The organism is Idiomarina sp. X4 (assembly GCF_002808045.1).
Lineage (GTDB): Bacteria > Pseudomonadota > Gammaproteobacteria > Enterobacterales > Alteromonadaceae > Idiomarina.
Window position 1 is genome coordinate 543,618 of the sequence record NZ_CP025000.1, and the last position, 18,759, is coordinate 562,376.

The 18,759-nt window shown below is 50.1% G+C and carries 13 protein-coding genes; 5 read left to right on the forward strand and 8 right to left on the reverse strand.

What is annotated here, in order from left to right:
• The first annotated feature begins 95 nt into the window (after window positions 1-95).
• Entirely contained in the window at window positions 96-1,031 is a 936-nt protein-coding gene (locus CWC33_RS02690) for a LysR family transcriptional regulator (RefSeq protein WP_100690670.1), read from the forward strand.
• A gap of 13 nt (window positions 1,032-1,044) precedes the next feature.
• On the opposite strand, the gene CWC33_RS02695 is transcribed toward CWC33_RS02690, so the two are convergent.
• Window positions 1,045-4,221 carry an amidohydrolase family protein gene (locus tag CWC33_RS02695; protein ID WP_100690671.1) on the reverse strand — a complete coding sequence of 1,059 codons (3,177 nt, stop codon included), beginning with the start codon at window positions 4,219-4,221 and terminating at the stop codon, window positions 1,045-1,047.
• A 149-nt stretch (window positions 4,222-4,370) separates the two neighbouring features.
• Between CWC33_RS02695 and CWC33_RS02700 the strand changes: the two genes are divergently transcribed.
• Genes CWC33_RS02700 through CWC33_RS02710 form a run of 3 tightly spaced genes read left to right on the forward strand, consistent with a single transcriptional unit; the run spans window position 4,371 to window position 6,931 of the window.
• Window positions 4,371-5,738, forward strand: a complete 1,368-nt coding sequence (locus CWC33_RS02700) for a sensor histidine kinase (RefSeq protein WP_100690672.1) — start codon at window positions 4,371-4,373, stop codon at window positions 5,736-5,738.
• 8 nt (window positions 5,739-5,746) lie between these two features.
• Complete coding sequence (locus tag CWC33_RS02705) at window positions 5,747-6,202, forward strand: tellurite resistance TerB family protein (protein ID WP_100690673.1); 456 nt, start codon at window positions 5,747-5,749, stop codon at window positions 6,200-6,202.
• Window positions 6,203-6,931 carry a transporter substrate-binding domain-containing protein gene (locus CWC33_RS02710; protein WP_100690674.1) on the forward strand — a complete coding sequence of 243 codons (729 nt, stop codon included), beginning with the start codon at window positions 6,203-6,205 and terminating at the stop codon, window positions 6,929-6,931. It begins immediately after the preceding gene.
• 107 nt (window positions 6,932-7,038) lie between these two features.
• Here CWC33_RS02710 and CWC33_RS02715 read toward each other — a convergent pair whose 3' ends face one another.
• From CWC33_RS02715 to azu, 3 genes are all read right to left on the reverse strand, one after another.
• Window positions 7,039-10,134 (reverse strand): efflux RND transporter permease subunit, encoded by a 3,096-nt coding sequence (locus CWC33_RS02715; RefSeq protein ID WP_100690675.1) that lies wholly within the window; start codon window positions 10,132-10,134, stop codon window positions 7,039-7,041.
• Window positions 10,134-11,192, reverse strand: coding sequence for an efflux RND transporter periplasmic adaptor subunit (locus tag CWC33_RS02720; protein WP_100690676.1), 1,059 nt, complete (start codon window positions 11,190-11,192; stop codon window positions 10,134-10,136). The genes CWC33_RS02715 and CWC33_RS02720 overlap by 1 nt, the downstream gene beginning before the upstream one ends.
• 84 nt (window positions 11,193-11,276) lie before the next feature.
• Window positions 11,277-11,723, reverse strand: coding sequence for an azurin (gene azu, locus CWC33_RS02725; RefSeq protein WP_100690677.1), 447 nt, complete (start codon window positions 11,721-11,723; stop codon window positions 11,277-11,279).
• Window positions 11,724-11,846: 123 nt separating this feature from the next.
• On the opposite strand from azu, the gene CWC33_RS02730 reads away from it, so the two are divergent.
• On the forward strand, window positions 11,847-12,998 hold the full coding sequence (locus CWC33_RS02730) for a trans-sulfuration enzyme family protein (protein WP_100690678.1): 1,152 nt from the start codon (window positions 11,847-11,849) through the stop codon (window positions 12,996-12,998).
• On the opposite strand, the gene CWC33_RS02735 is transcribed toward CWC33_RS02730, so the two are convergent.
• From CWC33_RS02735 to CWC33_RS02750, 4 genes are all read right to left on the reverse strand, one after another.
• Window positions 12,995-14,683, reverse strand: a complete 1,689-nt coding sequence (locus CWC33_RS02735) for an NAD-dependent malic enzyme (protein ID WP_100690679.1) — start codon at window positions 14,681-14,683, stop codon at window positions 12,995-12,997. The two genes, CWC33_RS02730 and CWC33_RS02735, sit on opposite strands and share 4 nt — an antisense overlap.
• A gap of 412 nt (window positions 14,684-15,095) precedes the next feature.
• Complete coding sequence (gene murI, locus CWC33_RS02740) at window positions 15,096-15,842, reverse strand: glutamate racemase (protein WP_100690680.1); 747 nt, start codon at window positions 15,840-15,842, stop codon at window positions 15,096-15,098.
• Between the two features lie 5 nt (window positions 15,843-15,847).
• A complete protein-coding gene (locus CWC33_RS02745; protein ID WP_100690681.1) occupies window positions 15,848-18,097 on the reverse strand; it encodes a heavy metal translocating P-type ATPase in 2,250 nt (749 codons plus the stop codon).
• Window positions 18,090-18,749 carry a DUF998 domain-containing protein gene (locus CWC33_RS02750; RefSeq protein ID WP_100690682.1) on the reverse strand — a complete coding sequence of 220 codons (660 nt, stop codon included), beginning with the start codon at window positions 18,747-18,749 and terminating at the stop codon, window positions 18,090-18,092. The genes CWC33_RS02745 and CWC33_RS02750 overlap by 8 nt, the downstream gene beginning before the upstream one ends.
• Between the last annotated feature and the right edge of the window lie 10 nt (window positions 18,750-18,759).

The window sequence follows — 18,759 nt, forward strand, 5'->3', positions numbered from 1 at the left end:
GTGAGGTCATAATGACAGAAACAACGCTAGCGTTATACATTCACCCTATTTATAATCCTGATAGATTTTTTATATTCCACTGATTCTGGACCGTTATGAATACGATTAAAGATATTGATTTGAACCTGCTGGTTTATCTGGATGTTTTGCTGCGGGAAAAAAACGTGACCCGAGCCGCAGCGCAGTTAAACATTACCCAGCCAGCCATGAGTAATGGTTTGAAACGCCTGCGTAACTTACTAAATGATCCTATTTTAGTGCGTACCAGCGACGGCATGCAGCCAACTCAGCGCGCCTTGGATATGCAAGAGTCGCTGCGTACCGTACTCTATTCAGTGGAAGAAATGATACAACCCGTGCGTGAGTTCGACGCACCTACCAGTGACCGCGTTTTCCGTATTATGGCGTCCGATTATGCGGCTTCAACACTCATGCCACGCCTACTCGAAAAGCTCGATGAGCAGGCGCCAAACGTATCGCTGGATATTATGACCCCCAGTGATATCAGCTTTCACGACGTTGAAAACGGCAAAGTCGACTTAGCCATTAACCGCTTCGAGCAACTACCGCAGTCGTTTCACCAGAAAATCTTATGGACCGATGAGTTTTCTTGCTTAATACACAAAGATCATCCATTGCTTGATAATTATACGCTCGATAATTACCTGAAAGCACAGCATGTCTGGGTCAGTAAAACCGGTTTTGGGGTGGGCGTCGGAATGGATCCACACGACGTTCAGAAGTTAGGTTGGGTTGACGATGCGCTCGATCAAATTGGTAAGCGCCGCCACATCAAAGTATTTACACGTAATTATCACGTGGCTATGTACCTGGCTCGCCAGGGGCTGGTTGCCACACTGCCAACTCAGGCCGCCGAGCTATATAAAGACGACGACCAGTTGGTCATGAAAGCGCCGCCTTTTGATATTCCAGGGCTCACGCTGACGATGATTTGGTCGCCGTTATTACAACACGACGCAGGGCACCGCTGGTTCCGTCAGGTGGTTTCTGAAACCGCGGCGGCGTCCTAAGTCGTTTTACAGTTTACTCCTCCCAGAAGAAAGCGTCTCGCTCACGAGGCGCCGGTAATATCCGGTCCATGGTTTTAGCGTCATAAAGCACACCGTTGACCATGGTATGAGTCACTTTGTCAGTGTCCCGGATATTCTCTAGCGGGTTACCATCAATAACGATAATATCCGCTAATTTACCCTCTTCCAGAGAACCCAGTGCGTGATCCATACCAAACACAGTTGCCGGATCGATGGTTGAAGTGCGCAACGCTTCCAGCGGCGTCATGCCGCCCTGTGCCATCATCCAAATTTCCCAGTGTTGCGCTAAACCTTCACGCTGGCCGTGGGCACCAGAAAGGACTTTAACCCCCAAGTCCTGAAGCTCAGTTGCCACTTCGGCGTTGTTGAAATGGTTGTAGTGGTTATGCGGTGCTTTTTCACGACGCATCGCTTTACCCACCAAAAACTCCTGCGGCACGTATTTGCTCAGTTTCGGGTGCTTCCATACATCGGTTTCAGCATACCAGTAGTTCTCGCCCCAAATACCGCCATAAGCCACACCCAATGTTGGCGTGTAGGCCACATCACTCTCATCCCACAACTGACGAATATCCTCATAGATATTTGCCACGGGTAGTGAGTGTTCTACCGTTGTGTGGCCGTCCATGATCATGGTCAGGTTATGCTGCAATAACGAACCACCTTCCGGCACAACCAACATATCTAACTGGCGACCCGCTTCCACAACCTGTTGACGCTGGTTCCGGCGAGGCTGGTTATAACTTTTCACTGAAAACGCACCGACTTTCTTCAGGCGCTCTAAATGAAACTTCGCGTCTTCCAGGCTGTCCACGTGCGAGGTATAGCCCGGCCCGTTCGCACCGTACAAAATGGTTCCGGTTGAGAACAGGCGCGGTGCGGCGATTTTACCGGCTTTTTGTAGCTCTGAAGCCGCAAAGAACTCCGTCGTGTCATTCGACGGATCATGAATAGAGGTCACGCCAAACGCCAGGTTCGCATACTGCCCCCAGTTTTGCTCCGGAATAATTTCAGATTGCCCCTGGCCACCATGGGCGTGTGCATCGAACAAGCCCGGCATGACCGTTTTGCCACTCGTATCAATGACTTCAGCGCCACTTGGCACATTAACGTCCGCTTCCGCGCCTACCGCAACAATTTTGTTGTTACGCACAACCACGGTACCTTGTTCGTACACCGTGTCGCCGTTCATGGTAATAACCTGACCGCCGACAAAAGCAACGGTTGTATCCGGCACCATCGCTTTTTGCTCAAAACCAATATTCTGGCCGTTTTCCACTTTCAGCGAATCGGCTTCGGTAAAGTCCGCAAACGCATTCGCCACCGACGTGTGGTAAAGCTCTGGCCCTAAGGTCCAGTAAAGCTGGCGACCGTCAGCCGTCCAGGAAATATTCTCGCCCGCGCGGACTGACAACTGATGCACCGGCATTTGTTTGTCTCCCGGGCCAACGTTGATGACGCTGCCGCGCTCAACTAACGGCGTGACGAACACTTTGAAGCGCTCAGCAAAAGCCAGTTGTTTGCCGTCTGGAGAGACGCGGAACTCAGTCGCCAATTCGGACTGATACAACTCACGTTGCTCAAGCGTATCCAGGTTCACCACACTCAAGGTCGGTTTTGCCGCTGGGGTCATTAAATAAACACGGTCATTACGCGCACCAAATTGCGGCTGACGACCACGCTCGGCAATTTGCTGAGGCTGGCTTTCACCGTTCACTGCAACACGGTACACACCCGTTTCTAAACCGTATTTGTCCGAAATTAAGTAACCGCCACGAATTTTCCGGTAAACCACGTGCTTGCCGTCTGGCGAGAAGGTCGGCTCCACGAAGTTACCCCTGCCCGTGTTTAAAACCCGCTCCTTACCTGAGCTTAAGTCACGCACAATCACTTGCGCTTGCTCCTGGTCGTCCCAGCGCACAAACACCAGTTTTTCACCGTCACGGGAATATTCCGGGAATAGCTCAAAGTCGTCGCTGTTGGTTAAGCGCTGAGGTTTGCCGTCCGGCAATGCCCGGCGATACAGGTTACCCAGCGCTTCGTACACCACCTCATCTCCAGCGGGTGAAACTTGCGCCATGCGCAGCATTTTTACATCGAAGGTATCGGCTTCGACGTTTTGTTTCGCTCTCAAGGCGTGCTGAATCTTTTTCTCTGTCTCAACTTTAAACGGAATAATGCGCGCGTTGCCGTCATCAATATTCAGCTTTTGAATATGCCCACCGGCCCAGAACACCAGCTGTTTGCTGTCCGGGGTCCAGTCCATGGTTGGGTACACACCATGAATCGCCCAGGTTTCCTGCATGTCACGTTCCATTTGACCGTACACGCGTTTATGTTCGCCGGTCTTGAGGTCAAGCGCGTACAACACACTCCTGAAATCTTCTCGCTTAATGTAAGCCAGGTAACGGCCATCCGGTGATGGCGTGGGGCGTATCGCACCGCCGGCACCGGCAATCAGCGTTTCAATTTCCCCGGTCTCACGTTCAAAGCGTTTAATTTCATAAATGCCTTCCAATGAATCTTTACTGTAATGGAACGTCTTGCCTGGTGTGTCGTCCTGGGAGAAATAAATGTATTTGCCGTCAGGTGAAAAGGCTGGCTCACCCAGATCTTTTTGATCATTTGGACGCTCGGTTAACTGCACGCCAGAGCCACCCGTCCGGTGATACATCCAGACCTCACCAGCTCCTAAAGAGCGACTCGCAGTAAAGTGCTTGCGCGCCACCAGAAACTCGCCATCCGGGCTCCAGGCAGGGCTATTCAACAAACGAAAGGTTTCTTCGGTAACCGGGCGCACATTGCTGCCATCGGCATCCATTAGCCAAATATTGTCACCACCGCCCTGATCAGAAGTAAAGGCAATGTAGCGACCATCGGGTGAATACACCGGCTGCATGTGCCAGGCAATACCACCAATCAGTTTTTCTGCTTCGCCGCCGTCAAACGGCATACGGTAAATGTCACCCAACAAGTCAAACACAATGTACTCGCCATTCGGGCTGACATCGACATTCATCCAGGTTCCGGAATTGACCGAAATATCAATGGTTTTAAACTCGCCCGGTGGGTTGGATACGTCCCAACCGTTGTTTTGCTCTTCCGCCATGCTCAGCGGTGCTATGCTCAATAGCGATGCAACCGCCAAGGTTAGTGTTGTCTTTTTCATGGTATTGCCTCTTTTAAAACGTGCTCCCTTTGTATGAATCTTTGTAAAAAAAGTCCAGTCGGGCTCGTCCAAATGCCCATTCTTTCCGTTCAATAGACAAAGTGCTTGATTGCGTTATAGTTAACGGGTGTTCAACAATTGGCTAAACAATGAAAGAGTCACTGGAAAATATCTTGCTGGAGGTATCACGTTCGCCGGAAATAGACGGCGGCAATCTGGCCCGTGCCTCCCAGTTTATTCTCGATTCTGCCTTAAAGGGTCTGAATATTACCCGGGTCAGTATTTGGGAGTTACAGCCTGACAAGCAAAGCATGGTTGCGACCGCTTTGATTGATACGTTACGTAAAGACACTGAAACGCCGGTACTGAGAAAGTCTGAATTACCGTCTTACTTTGAAGTACTTGAAACAGAGCGTACCATTATCGCCAACGATGCGCGCAATAACCCTATTACCGCCGAACTCGCACCTGAATACTTGCCCGAGTATGGTATTTACGGGTTACTAGATGTACCACTGCGCCACAAAGGTGAAATGATTGGGGTCATGTGCTGCGAAACCCGCAAACAGAACCGTACCTGGACACCGGATGAGGTCGCCTTTGTCGGTATTTTGGCTGATATCTACGGGCGCGCCGTGAGCGCTGCTGAGCGGGAAAAGTTTGAACAATTGTTGATTCGCCAGAACGAACAGCTTGAAAGTATGGTGGAAGAGCGCACCGAGTCGTTAACCAAAGCGCTCGATAATTTCAAACAGGCACAAGAACGACTCATTGAAACAGAAAAAATGGCCGCGTTAGGTAAGCTTGTGGCCGGCGTTGCACACGAAGTTAATACGCCTTTGGGTATTTCGGTAACGGCTGTGACGCATTGTGAGCATCGGCTGAAAAAGCTTAAACAGGCTTTTACTGAAGGCTCAATTTCGAAAAAACAGTTGAATCAGTTTATTGACGATACGTTTGAAGCCTACACATTGCTCAATAATAACCTGGAACGCGCCGCCACACTCATCCAAAACTTTAAGAAAACAGCGGTGGATCAGTCCAGCTTTGAACTGGTTGAGTGTGAACTGAAGAACTATTTGCACGCGCTCACCTTAAGCTTGAAGCCGATGGTGAAAAAGAAAAAAGTCAGTATTGATATTCGTTGTGATGAAGCCACCACTTTACGAACTTACCAAGGCGCTTTAGCGCAAATCGTAACCAATTTAATCAGCAATACTAACGAGCACGCTTTTGTTGAGCCAAACGACAAACATCGTATTCTGATTTCAGCAGAGCCTGAGAAAGACGGTGTACAGTTTGTCTTCTCCGATAATGGAAAAGGTATTGATGGCGATACGTTGAAAGATATTTTTGAACCGTTTTTCACAACCTCGCGGCACAATGGCGGATCGGGACTTGGTTTATCCATTGTATACAACTTGGTGACTCAGAAACTTAAAGGCGAAATAAGCGTCCAATCGACACCAGGGGAAGGCACCGAGTTTTCCTTTTATTTACCCAATTTACAGAAGTAGGATGTTGTATGCTTAAAGCGTTACAGAGTTTTTTTAATGTTGCACCGGCAGCAGAGCAAACAAAGCAATTTCATGCGGAAGGACTGAGTGATAACACTTTCTTGTCACTGATTTTAATGACTGAAATTAGTCTGGCAGACGGTACGTTGTCACCTGAAGAGCGCAACTATTTATTAGCCGATTTGAAAAACGAGTATCAATTGGACGATGAAACTGCTGAGAATGCCATTGAAAAGGCAATTAACGCTGTTAAAGAAGCCGCTTCACTACATGACTTCACCGCTCCTTTGAAAGCGTTGGAATATTCCGAAAAAGTCCAATTATTGGAAACTTTGTGGGCCGTTGCCTACACTGATAATGAGCTTGACCCGCACGAGGAAGCGATGCTTCGCAAGCTTGCCGACCTGTTGTATATCAATCATGCGGATTACATAAAGGCGAAACTTTCCGTAACAGGACACTGAATGAAAAAACTTTCCACACTCACCTTAACGGCCGTTGTAAGCCTGTGTTTTTCAGCGTTTAGTCACGCTGAAGATGTTGGTTTAGCGACGGGTTACCCACCGTATCAATTTTCTGAGAACGGCGATATTGTTGGGTTTGATGTGGATGTCACCAAAGCGGTATTCAACTATTTGAATAAAGAGTATTCTTTGCATCAATACGACTGGGATAATGTTGTTAGTTTGCTGCGTTTTGGCGAACTTGATATGGCAATGGGCATGGAGCAAACCACCATTCGCCGGCAATATTTTGATTTCTCCTCCCCCTATTATAACCGCGTAACCACACTGTTTGTGTTAGACAATGAAAGCAGCCCGGAGTCGGTTCGCGGCTTGGTTGGTAAACGCATTAGTGGCGACAGGCACTCGGTGTTGGAGTCGCATTTGCAGGACATTGGCCTACATACAGCGATTCGCATTAACCAGGCTTCCTCAAAAGCTGAAGCGATGAGTCAGTTAGCCGTTGGCGAAGTGGAAGCCGTTATTATGCCTGAAGCCGTAGGACGGTATCTCGCAAAGCAACTCGACATTGATGTACGTATTTTATGGCAGCCGGAAATTAAGGTGCCTGTCGGATTTGCGGTAAAAGCGGGCAATGACGACTTACTTGGGCAACTAAACGTAGCTCTGGAAGCGTTAGAAAACAACGGCGAACTCGATCGAATTCGCCGCCGTTGGGGCATACAGTAGCCTGATGCAACCTAACCGTAGCCTGACGTTATTTACGTCAGGTTCGATATCTCACTGATGCAATAGCATCAGGCTACGGTTAGGTTGCGTCAGGTTGAGATGCCAGGCTACCTTGCTTCCTGCATTTCTTTTTCCAGGCGTGAGGCTTCGTCAGCGCGTGGTTTAGTGAAGCGGGCAAGCCACAAGTAAAGTACCGGTGTCAGGTAAAGAGTAAATAGCGTTGCCAAACCTAAACCGCCAAATACTACCCAACCAATGGAATTACGAGCCTCGGCACCAGCGCCAGCTGACAGTATCAGCGGCAAGCCACCTAAAATGGTCGACACCAGAGTCATCATAATAGGTCGCAGGCGTATCAGCGCAGCTTCCTCTATGGCTTTGCGAACGCTAAGCCCACGGTCTCTCAATTGGTCAGCAAACTCCACCAGCAATACCGAGTTTTTAGCAAGCAGCCCTATCAACATGACCAGACCAATTTGTGAGTAGATGTTCATAGATGTGCCCGTTAAAAACAGCGCATAAATAGCGGCAGAGATACCAAAAGGCACCGTCAGCATCACGACCACAGCGCTGTTCACCGACTCAAACTGAGCCGCCAATACCAGCAGAACTATCAAGAACGCAAGAATGTACGTCATCGCCACTTCCTGAGAAGTATCCTCAAAGGTTGACGCTTCACCAAGAAACACGAGCCCCATACCATCTGGCAAAACGTCCTGAGCGACAGCACGCAGCTTCTCTACCGCTTCTGACATGGGCAGCTCTTCAGGCAAATCACCGTCTATCTCTATGGCACGTCGTTGTGCCTGTCGTTCGAGCTCTGCAGACACTCCCTCTTCAACAATCTCAGAAACACTGGAAATGGGCACTAAGCCACCATCACTCGAGGACACATAAAGGTTCTGCATGTCCTGCGGCGACTGGATGATGTTGTTGCGGGTGCGCAGCATCACCGGAATCTGCTGATCCCCCACATTTAAGTCTGCTACGTCATCGCCATCTATCGCGGCTCGCAGGGTTGAGGAAATGTCGCTCAAGGACACACCCAGTTCCGCAGCACGGCGACGGTCAATCTTCACCCGTAACTGTGGTTGAGTTGGCTGATAAGAGACATTTAGGTTGCCCATTTCCGGCAGTTGCCGCTCAACTTCTGCGGTAAATTCACGCGCAACTTTAAAAATCTCATCGTAGTTTTCACCGGTAATAGCCATCTCAATGCCACCACCTTGCCCACGCAAGTTTAAGCTATTGTCACCAAAGGCTCGACCCGGCGCACCAGGCACCTGCCCCAGCGGCTCGCGCAAGTTTTCAATAATCTCCTGCTGACTAATGTCACGCTCTTCCCATGGCTTGAGGTTGGCACTGATGAAAACAATGTTCGGATCCCATTGCCCAACGACGGTGTATATCGACTCTATGTCGCCGGTCTCTTTATACTGCAGTAAAATCTCTTCTAATTGACGCGCTTGCCGATCCATAAATTTGACGCCAACGCCGTCTGGTCCCCTAGCGAAGACTCGTACAGCTCCACGGTCTTCATCAGGCATAAGCTCGCTGTCAATTTGGTCGAATAACACCACACCACCGCCAGCGGCCAGTAATGACACGACACCTATCACCCAGCTCGCATTCAATGCTTTATGCAGCGTACGTCGGTAAAAGCCTTTAAATTTGTGACCGATGCCGGCAAAAACGTTACTTTTTCCTGCTGATTTTGGCAGACGCGCGGTAAAGGCCGGTACTAACGACAAAGCGACGAATGAAGAAATCACCACTGCGGCAGCAAGCACGCCACCAAACTCGCGGAAAAGTCGCCCAGCGGTTGACGGCAAGAACGCAATGGGCACAAACACCGCAACCAGAACCGCGGTTGTTGCAACCACTGCGAAAAATACTTCGCGCGTTGCAATGACTGCGGCGGCCCGGCTGCCAAGCCCCATATTACGTCGACGTTGAATGTTTTCAGTGACAACAATGGCATCATCGACAATTAAGCCGGTTGCCAACACCAAGGCGAGCAATGTCAGTATATTCACGGAAAAGCCCATCAACCAAATAGCGGCGACGGCACCAAATAATGCTACGGGTATTGATAAGGCAGGAATAATGGTGGCCCGGAACGAGCCAATGAACACCCACAAGGTACCAACCACCAACGCAATGGTTATTGCCAGAGTCGTGACGACTTCTGCCACCGACTTACGGATGAACTGCGCATCGTCATTGGTGATGGTCATTTCCATGTCCGGGAAGCGATCCCGTAGGCGTTCCAATACCTGAATGGCTTTGTCAGATATTTCAATCGTATTGGAGCCCGCCTGGCGGATAACTCCCAACCCAACCACAGGCTTACCATCTAACCGAACAAAGCTGCTGGCATCAGAAGGAGCAAAATAAGCTTGTGCAACATCGCCAACACGAATGTCATTCTGAATAATGATGTTTTCAATCTGCTCTTCGTTAATAGCGGTGGCATCAGCACGAATAATCAGTCGTTGGTCAGTCGATTTCAAACTTCCCGCTGGCACATCAAAAGGCGCTTGTCGCAATGCATCGGCAACATCGGTCACCGAAATACCAAAGCTGACCAGTTTTAACGGATCCAAATCGACACGCATAACACGCTCGCGGTTACCATTTAACCGAACATCGGCGACACCGTTTATCGCCAGGAATTCTGGTGACAGGTCGGTTTCCAAACGTCGGGTTAATTCAGCAAAACTCAGCGTGTCACTGCTCACCGCAATATCTAATACAGAGCGCGCATCGTTATCGGCCTTACGCACGTTAATTTGTTCAACATCATCGGGAAGCTCCCGACGCACCTGATTAACCGCTTCACGCACCTCCGCAGCCACCACGTCCAGATCAACACCGGGACTGAACTCTACCGATATACGAGCGCTATTTTCTTCACTCTGAGAGTTAATGTTTTCCACGCCCGACACGCGCGCTGCAGCGCCTTCCAGAATACTGGTCACTTCGGCATCGACGGTTTCCGGGGCCCCCCCGGGCAAAGTCGCGCTAATACCAACCACTGGTCGATCGACATCAGGCAGCTCACGAACCTCCACTCCCATCAGCGCCGCTACACCTGCAATAGCAATGAGAATATTGAGAACAACAATCAGTACCGGCCGGCGAATAGACACCGACGGTAAATCGTTCGTATCGGTATGCGTGTCGAGTTGCTTGTCAGACATTATTCGCTTAACTCCCCAGCGCCATCGAGAGTCGTGCGATCAAACTTAATGGGTTGTCCGTCGCGCAGGCTCTGCACTCCCTCGACAATCAACAAGTCGTCTCGCTGAATATTGCCGGAAACCAGTACTCTGCCCGCTAAGCGCTGTTCAATTTGCACTTCCACACGTTTTGCATTTTTACCGTCAACGACCCACACGAACGGACTGTTAACGCCCCACGACAATGCCGCCTCGGGAATAGACGCAAACTCCTGTCCTGCCAGCGAAATAGAAGTGCGGAAGCTGGTGCCTGGTAAAAAGTCATCGTTTTCATTATTGATTCGTGCGCGCGCACGGTACATGCGAGTCTGCGGATCAATTCGCGAATCCAATTCGACGATTTCTGCAGTCACAGGCTGCCCTGAGTAACGCCAGGGTTGTACCTTTAGCTCTGCGCCTTCACCTAATAGCGATACCGCCGCTTCCGGGATCTTAAAATCAATTAATAGCGAAGAACGATCATCCAACGTTGCAATAGCGGTTTGCTCATCGATGCGGTCGCCAACCTCAACATCGGTAATACCAATAACGCCTTCAAAGGGGGCGCGAATGAAGCGATCTTCTAACTCTATTTTGGCATTTTCCAGCTCTACACGCGCCAAATCTCTGAGTAAAATTGCGTTATCGAGTTCAGACTCTGGCACTGCCCCGCGCTCAAAGCTTGAGCGTAAACGCTCAACGGTGCGCTGCGCATCCCGCAGGTTAATCTGTGCTTGCTCAAGTGCCACTTTTTGTCGTCTTGCATCCAACTCAACTAAAAGCTCACCTTCTTCCACTACTTCCCCTGGCTCAAAATGCACCGCGACCACCCGGTCACCCACTGCCGGATAAATAGTGATAGAACGTGCCGCCTCAGCCGTTCCTACCGCTTCCACTCGGTTTTTTTCCTGTTCGAATTGAACGGGTTCGACAATCACCAAAGTTTCACGAGGACCAAATTGTTGGGCTTGCGTTGGCGCTGCACTTACATAAGCGCCCAAACACAAACTGAATACAGCTATCGACAAAAAATGCTTCATAAACTTCGGTTAACTCCAAAAAAACTGCAGCCCAGTGGCTGCAGCTGTATCATCTCATTGTGTTGGTCTTTCTGCTATTAACAGTTACTTAATAGAGAATGTACCTTGCATAATCGCTGAGTGACCCGGGAAGGTACAATAGAACTTGTACTCGCCGTCTGCGCTCATTCCGTCTGTCGAGAAAGTAACAGATGTTTGTTCACCACCACCAATGACATCTGTTGCTGCAATCACCGCATCAGAGTCTGGTACGTAGTTATTTTCTAAACCTGCAGACATCCCCTGCTGAACAATCGACTGCATGTCACCCGCTTCACTTAGCACCCAGTTGTGACCCATGACTTTCTTACCTAGCTTACCCGAGTGGGTCAATGTGACAGTCACTTCGCTACAACTTGCCGGGACAGACATTTCCTTTTTATCAAATCTCATGTTGTCGTTACCATCTATGCTCAGCTCACATTCGTTAGCCTGTGCTGCGTTTGCGACAAACAACAATGAACCTGCTAATAGAGACAAAATATAACGCATTACAATACTCCTTCATGTAGGATGAAACGAACTACTTCCTTATACGCAACATCTCGCATTAAGATTACTTTAAACGAGATAGTTACCGTATTCTTTGTTATGAGAACCTGTAACGAGAAGTCTATGACAAAAACACTTTTTTCATCACAGTCTGTGCTCGCACAAGGTGGAACCAATAAACACATTCAAGATGTATCTATTATTCCACCAGTATACACATCAACCACCTATCTTCGCGACAGTGATAATCAGTACCGCTCCGGTTTGGTGTATTCCAGAGCTGACAACCCGACGTATCGTCCTGCTGAATTATTGTTGGCAGAGCTAGAAAACGCAGCAGATGCTCGCTTGTTCGCCTCTGGTATGGCGGCCGCAACCGCGGTATTTCAAGCCCTTAAACCTGGTGACTCCATTATAGCACCTCAGGTGATGTACTGGGCACTGCGCCAGTGGTTGAAAACCTTTGGCCAGGACGCCGGGTTGCATATACACTTTGTAGACACGAGTAACCTTGCAGAGTTGCAAAAAGCGGTTGATGAAAAGACGCCAACCTTAATATGGCTGGAAACGCCCGGGAACCCACTTTGGACAGTGACCGATATCGAAGCCGTGTCAGCTATTGCAAAAAGTTGCGGGGCGCTATTAGCGGTAGACTCAACCGTTGCCACCCCGTTACTGACCAAACCACTGGATTTGGGCGCTGATATTGTCATGCATTCGGCCACCAAGTATTTAAATGGCCATTCAGATGTTATTTCCGGCGCATTAGCGGCTCGGGAAAACAGTGCGTTTTGGCAGCGTTTGGTGGCGATTCGGGCGCAAAATGGTGCGGTTCCCAGTCCTCACGATGCGTCGCAACTGCTGCGCGGCATGCGGACCTTATTTTTACGAGTTCGCGAGAGTTGTCAGAATGCGCTGTACATTGCTGAACAGTTAGAGCGACATCCTCAAGTCACCGAGGTGCTCTATCCCGGGCTGAAAAGCTTTGCTGGTTATGACGTGGCTGTTAGACAAATGCACGGCGGTTTTGGGGGGATGCTTTCGATTCGCCTGGCGGGTGGCGAACAAGCAGCCATTGCCGTTGCCGCAAAAACTCAATTATGGCACCGAGCCACATCGTTAGGTGGTGTCGAGAGCTTAATTGAGCACCGCGCCAGCATTGAAGGACCGGATACACCGGTGCCTTCTGATCTATTACGTTTATCCGTGGGAATTGAAAGTGTCGATGACCTGTTAGTCGATTTACAACAGGCCATCGACAGTGCGCACGCCTAAATGCTGACGCGCTTGTAGAAGCGGTATTCAGGTTTCCAGAAGTTGTTGTCGATGCGCTCACGCAGCGTGTCGTCATCAATTTCAAGTGCCAGACCTTCCTGCTGAGCCACTTTCCCCACCGCAAAAGCAATGTCTTTACTGAGTTGGGTTAAGTCGTTGAACGCCGGTAACAAGGCTTCACCTTTGCCGTTGGCGCTTGGTGAGGCAGCAGCCAATGTCTTGCTGGCAACACGCAGCATTTCATCACTAACACGGTTAGCTTTGACCGATAAGACACCCAGCCCAATGCCGGGGAATATATAACTGTTATTGCACTGCGCTATCGGGTAGATCTTACCGTCGTACTCAACCTGACCAAACGGGCTACCGGTCGCCACAATCGCTTTGCCTTTCGTCCATTTCAGAACATCCGCCGGATGCGCTTCCACATGCTTCGACGGATTACTTAATGGAAAAATAATCGGCCGCTCGACATTTTTCGCCATGGCCTCAATAACTTGTTCCGTGAATAAGCCCGCCTGCCCCGACACGCCAATCAAGATATCAGGTTCAGCACAATGCATCACATCCAGCAACGACGGATAATCACCACTGTACTCCCAGTCTTTCAGGTCGGCAGTTTTTTGCGCTAATGCCTGCTGGAAGTCCCGCAGACCGTCCATAGTGTCCATTACCAGACCGTAACGATCCACCATGAAAATTTGTTTTTTCGCCTGCTCTTCGGTTAAACCCTCTGCCGTCATCTGAATCATAACCTGCTCAGCAATACCACAACCTGCTGAACCGGCACCGACGAACACGACTTTCTGCTCGCTCAGCTTTTTACCCTTTTGACGGCAAGCTGCTAATAGTGTGCCGACGGTAACTGACGCCGTACCCTGAATGTCGTCGTTAAAGCAGCAAACTTCATCGCGATAACGGCGCAGCAGTGGCATTGCGTTCGGCTGCGCAAAGTCCTCAAACTGGAGCATAACGCCAGGCCAGCGCTTAGTGACCGCTTTGATGAACTTGTCGAGGAACTCGTCGTACTCTTCCTGACCAATACGCTTGTGCCGCGCCCCCATGTACATGGGGTCCTCTAATAACTTTTCATTGTTGGTGCCGACATCCAACATAACTGGCAGCGTATAAGCCGGGCTGATGCCACCACAGGCGGTATACAACGACAGCTTACCAATCGGGATACCCATACCACCAATGCCCTGGTCACCTAAGCCCAGAATACGTTCACCGTCGGTAACAACAATGACCTTCACCTTCTGCTTAGTCGCATTGCGCAGAATATCATCCAACTGGTCACGCTCTGAATACGAAATGAACAAGCCCCGCGAACTGCGGTAAATATCCGAAAATTTCTCACAGGCATCACCCACGGTTGGGGTGTAGATGATTGGCATCATCTCTTCCAGATGATCGGTCAATAAACGGTAGAACAGGGTTTCGTTGTTGTCCTGAATAGCACGCAGATAAATGTGCTTATTAATAGGCGTTTCAAAACTTTTGTACTGCATGTACGCACGCTCAGCTTGCTCTTCAATACTCTCGTAGCGAGGCGGCAATAGACCGGTCAGGTTAAACGCCGCGCGCTCTTCCTTACTGAACGCACTGCCTTTGTTCAACAGCGGGGTTTCCAACAAATTCGGACCAGAATAGGGAATATAAAGCGGACGCTGCGTCTGCGGCATAAGTACAAACTCCTGAAAGCCAAAGTAGTGCTTAGTTTAACGTAGCCTGACATTCATGTCAGGTAAGATATAGAGGAAACGGCTGTTAAGTCGCATGTTTCGCTGGAGCGTTAAGGGCCTTTATGCCAGAGACGCTGCAAGTTCATCCATGAACGCTTGTCGAAGGCCATCCATGGCCTTCGACACTCTGGCATAAAACCCTTCAACACTCGTAACGCTTACATGCGACTTAACAACCGCTCATCGATCTCGGAACCTAAGAGCTGACTTAGCTCGCCGGATGAGTGCACCCGACAGTTGCAAAGGCTCTTGAAGAGGTGTGCAGCGCCGTGGATGGCGCTGCTCAAGCCCTACAGGGACGTACTCGCGGGCGTCCTCCGCAAGAGCCTTTGTAACTTCAGCACTCACTCAGCTACAGTTTCAGGCCCCAACGGGTGGCGGTGCGCTTAACGGCGTCGACGTTTTCGGTGGCTATGATGTGCAGTGGCGTGGTATCAAACTGGGCGCTTAAGTCCAGGTGTTGCTTTAGCCAGGCTAACATGGCTTCGCCGGAATGGATGGTTTTGGCGCCGTTGAAGTAGTCAGAAATACTCTCGGCAATCAGCGGGAAATGCGTACAACCCAACAGCACCACGTCCGGCTTGTCCAGTTTGCCGAAATAATGCTTAAAGGTTTCCTGCAGTATAGGTCCATCGTAAAGCTCTTCTTCAACAATAGGCACAAACAACGGCGTCGGCATAGCGTCTACCTGGCTATAACCCAATGCCTGTATCTGCTGTTGATAGGCACCGGAGTTAATCGTTGAGCGCGTCGCAATAACCAGCACCCGGGCACTGGTATCAATGCCCTGCAACTGTTGCAGAGCCATCACACCAGGTTCCAGCACGCCGTACACCGGCTTATTAGAGAACTTTTGCATTTGCTCTAATGCAGTCACACTCACGGTGTTACACGCCACCACCAGGCAGTCCACATCGGCGCCGTTAAAAAACTCGACGGCTTCCAGAGCGTAGCGAGTTACGGTGTTGCTGTCCTTGCTTCCATAGGGCACCCGGGCGGTGTCTCCGTAATACAGCAACTCGCTGAAACAACCGCTTTGCTGCAGTGAGCGCGCTACGGTTAAACCACCCACACCACTATCAAAAACTCCAACTTTCATGTTTACTACTTCTCCAGGCTTACCGTTTTAAGACGCAGCGCGTTGGTTATAACAAAGACGCTAGACAGCGCCATCGCGCCCGCCGCCAGCATGGGGGACAGCAAAATGCCGAAAAACGGGTACAATACGCCCGCCGCAACAGGAATCAGTGCGGTATTATAAGCAAACGCCCAGAATAAATTCTGGTGAATATTACGCATGGTTGCTTCTGACAAAGCAAACGACTGCTGCACCACGGTCAAATTATCTGACATCAGTACCACATCGGCCGACTCAATGGCCACGTCGGTACCGGTTCCAATAGCAAAACCCACATCAGCAGAAGCCAATGCCGGCGCATCGTTAATACCGTCTCCGACAAATATCACCTGCCCCCACTCTTTTTTGAGGCGTTTTACAGCATCGACTTTGCCATCGGGTTTAACGTTAGCCACCACTTCATCAATGCCCAGCTCTTTGGCAATGCGTTTTGCGGTGGACTCGGCGTCTCCTGTGACCATTGCCGTTTTCAGTCCGTCATCATGCAGGCGCTTAATCAGCTCTTTGGCGCTGGATTTAATCGGATCATCCTGAGTAAATACCGCGGCCAGCTTGCCATCCACCGCCACATATATTGGTGTGCGGCCATTTTCAGACCAGTTTTTCGCGTCATCGGGTTCGTTATCTAGCGAAATATTGTTGTCCTGCATCAGTTCGCTGGTACCAATATAAAGTGTTTTTCCATCGACTTTGCCGGTCGCCCCCAAACCTGAAATGGCTTCAAAACTGTCAGGTTCGCTGACTTTAACACCTTGCTCTTTGGCATAGCTGACCAGAGCTTCTGCAGTGGGGTGCTCTGACTTAGCTTCTACCGTAGCAGCCAACGTCAGGACGTCTTTTTCATCAAAGTCGCCAACTTTTATCCAGTCGGTAATGGTCGGTTTGCCTTCTGTCAGCGTACCGGTTTTATCAAAAATAACGCCTTTGGACTGCTGTAACGCCTGCAACGCACTGCCCTGACGGAACAGCACGCCCATTTCCGCACCACGGCCGGTCCCCACCATAATCGACGTAGGCGTTGCCAGCCCCATGGCACACGGGCAGGCAATAATGAGTACGGCCACCGCGTTTACCAAGGCGAATGTGAGTGCTGACTCACTGGCCGCAAAGTACCACACAACAAAGGTAATTAGCGCCACTAACATGACCGCTGGCACAAACCATAACGTTATACGGTTGACGGTATCCTGAATGGGTAACTTACTGCCCTGGGCTTGCTCGACCATACGGATGATCTGTGCCAGTACAGTTCCTTCACCGGTGGCTGTCACCTTAAAGCGCAGCGTGCCTTTTTCATTAAGCGTACCGCCAACCACCTTATCGCCTTTTTCTTTGTGTACCGGCTCAGGCTCACCGGTTATCATGGCTTCGTTCACGTAGCTGTCACCGGAAGACACTTCACCGTCTAAGGCAATACGCTCGCCCGGGCGCACTTCAATTTCATCACCTTTGCTCAGCTCGTCAATATCGACTTCGGTCACCTCACCGTCACGCACTACCCGTGCAGTTTTGCTTTGCAGACTCATCAGTCGTTGAATGGCATCTGAGGTATGGCTTTTAGCTCGCGCTTCCATAAAGCGTCCCGCCAAAATCAAAGTGACAATAACCGCCGAAGCTTCGAAGTAAACGTTCACTGACTCGCTGGGCAGCCAGGAGGGGACCACCGTTGCCACGACCGAATAGCCCCAGGCTGCCGTAGCACCCAGAGCCACCAGCGAGTTCATATCCGGCGTTCCACGGAATAATGCTGGTACACCCAGTTTGTAAAAACGTATGCCCGGACCTGCCATAACCACAGTAGTGAGTACTAACTGTATCCACCAGCTGGTTTGTAAGCCGAGGGTGTTATGCACCCAATCGGAAAAAGCCGGCACCGTATGGTTGCCCATAGCTAATATAAATACCGGCAACGTCAGTAATGCCGCAAGCCAGAGTTGCTGCTTAAGCGACCGCATTTCGTTCGCTTGTTGCTCGCGTTGCTCACGCATTTGCTTGTCGCGGTCAACGACCTCATGAGCATCATAACCCGCGCCCTTCACAGCCTTAATCAAATCGTCAATAGCGACTGAGTCAGAATAGGTCACTTCCGCACTGTCCGACGCTAAGTTAACCGAGGCATCTTCAACACCTTCCAGACCATTCAAGGCTTTGTCGACACGCCCCGCGCAAGAAGCGCAACTCATCCCCTCTATACTTAAACGAATTGATTTACTCATGCTGCCCTCCTGCTATTTTGCCCCCGTTCGCCTCGCTATCTTTCAACCAAAGCAGTAACCAAAACACAAGCAAATGGCCTATCTCGATATATCGCTGCACTGCACCACGAATTTCAGCCAACTCTGGCGACGTCATAAGCAAAAACCCTAAAGCGATAATGAACGCCAATAGAACAAAAGCCGCACGCACTGGCCAAGTCGTTTTGGGTGTGAAGCTTAATAATAACGTGCCTAACGCAAAGCCAAAGTAACTGATAACCGCAATGCCATTGTGTATCGCCTGCGAGCTCGAGCCATCTACCGGGCAACCGGTGTCACATGGCGCCAGCGCACTGCCAATATACGCCAGCGGATAGAAAAACAGTAACAACCAGCCGAACTGACTGACGCCTTTGACTCTTAGGTACGGTCGCGCCGTCAATAACAGACCTGCTGCTATCATGCCCAACGGAATAAAACCAACCCAGCCTAATGCTCCTGCCGCCTGCGTGCCGGTGGCATTAATTTCACTAATATACTGACTGACATGTGAAAAGTCCGGCTTAACCCAGCTGGCGACCAGTTGCAACCCCACCCAAAACAAGGTCAAAATAATAAGTTGCGGTAAAATTGGCGAACTGTGCTGTGCAGGTGTGTTATCGGCTGTCGGCATGACGCCTCCT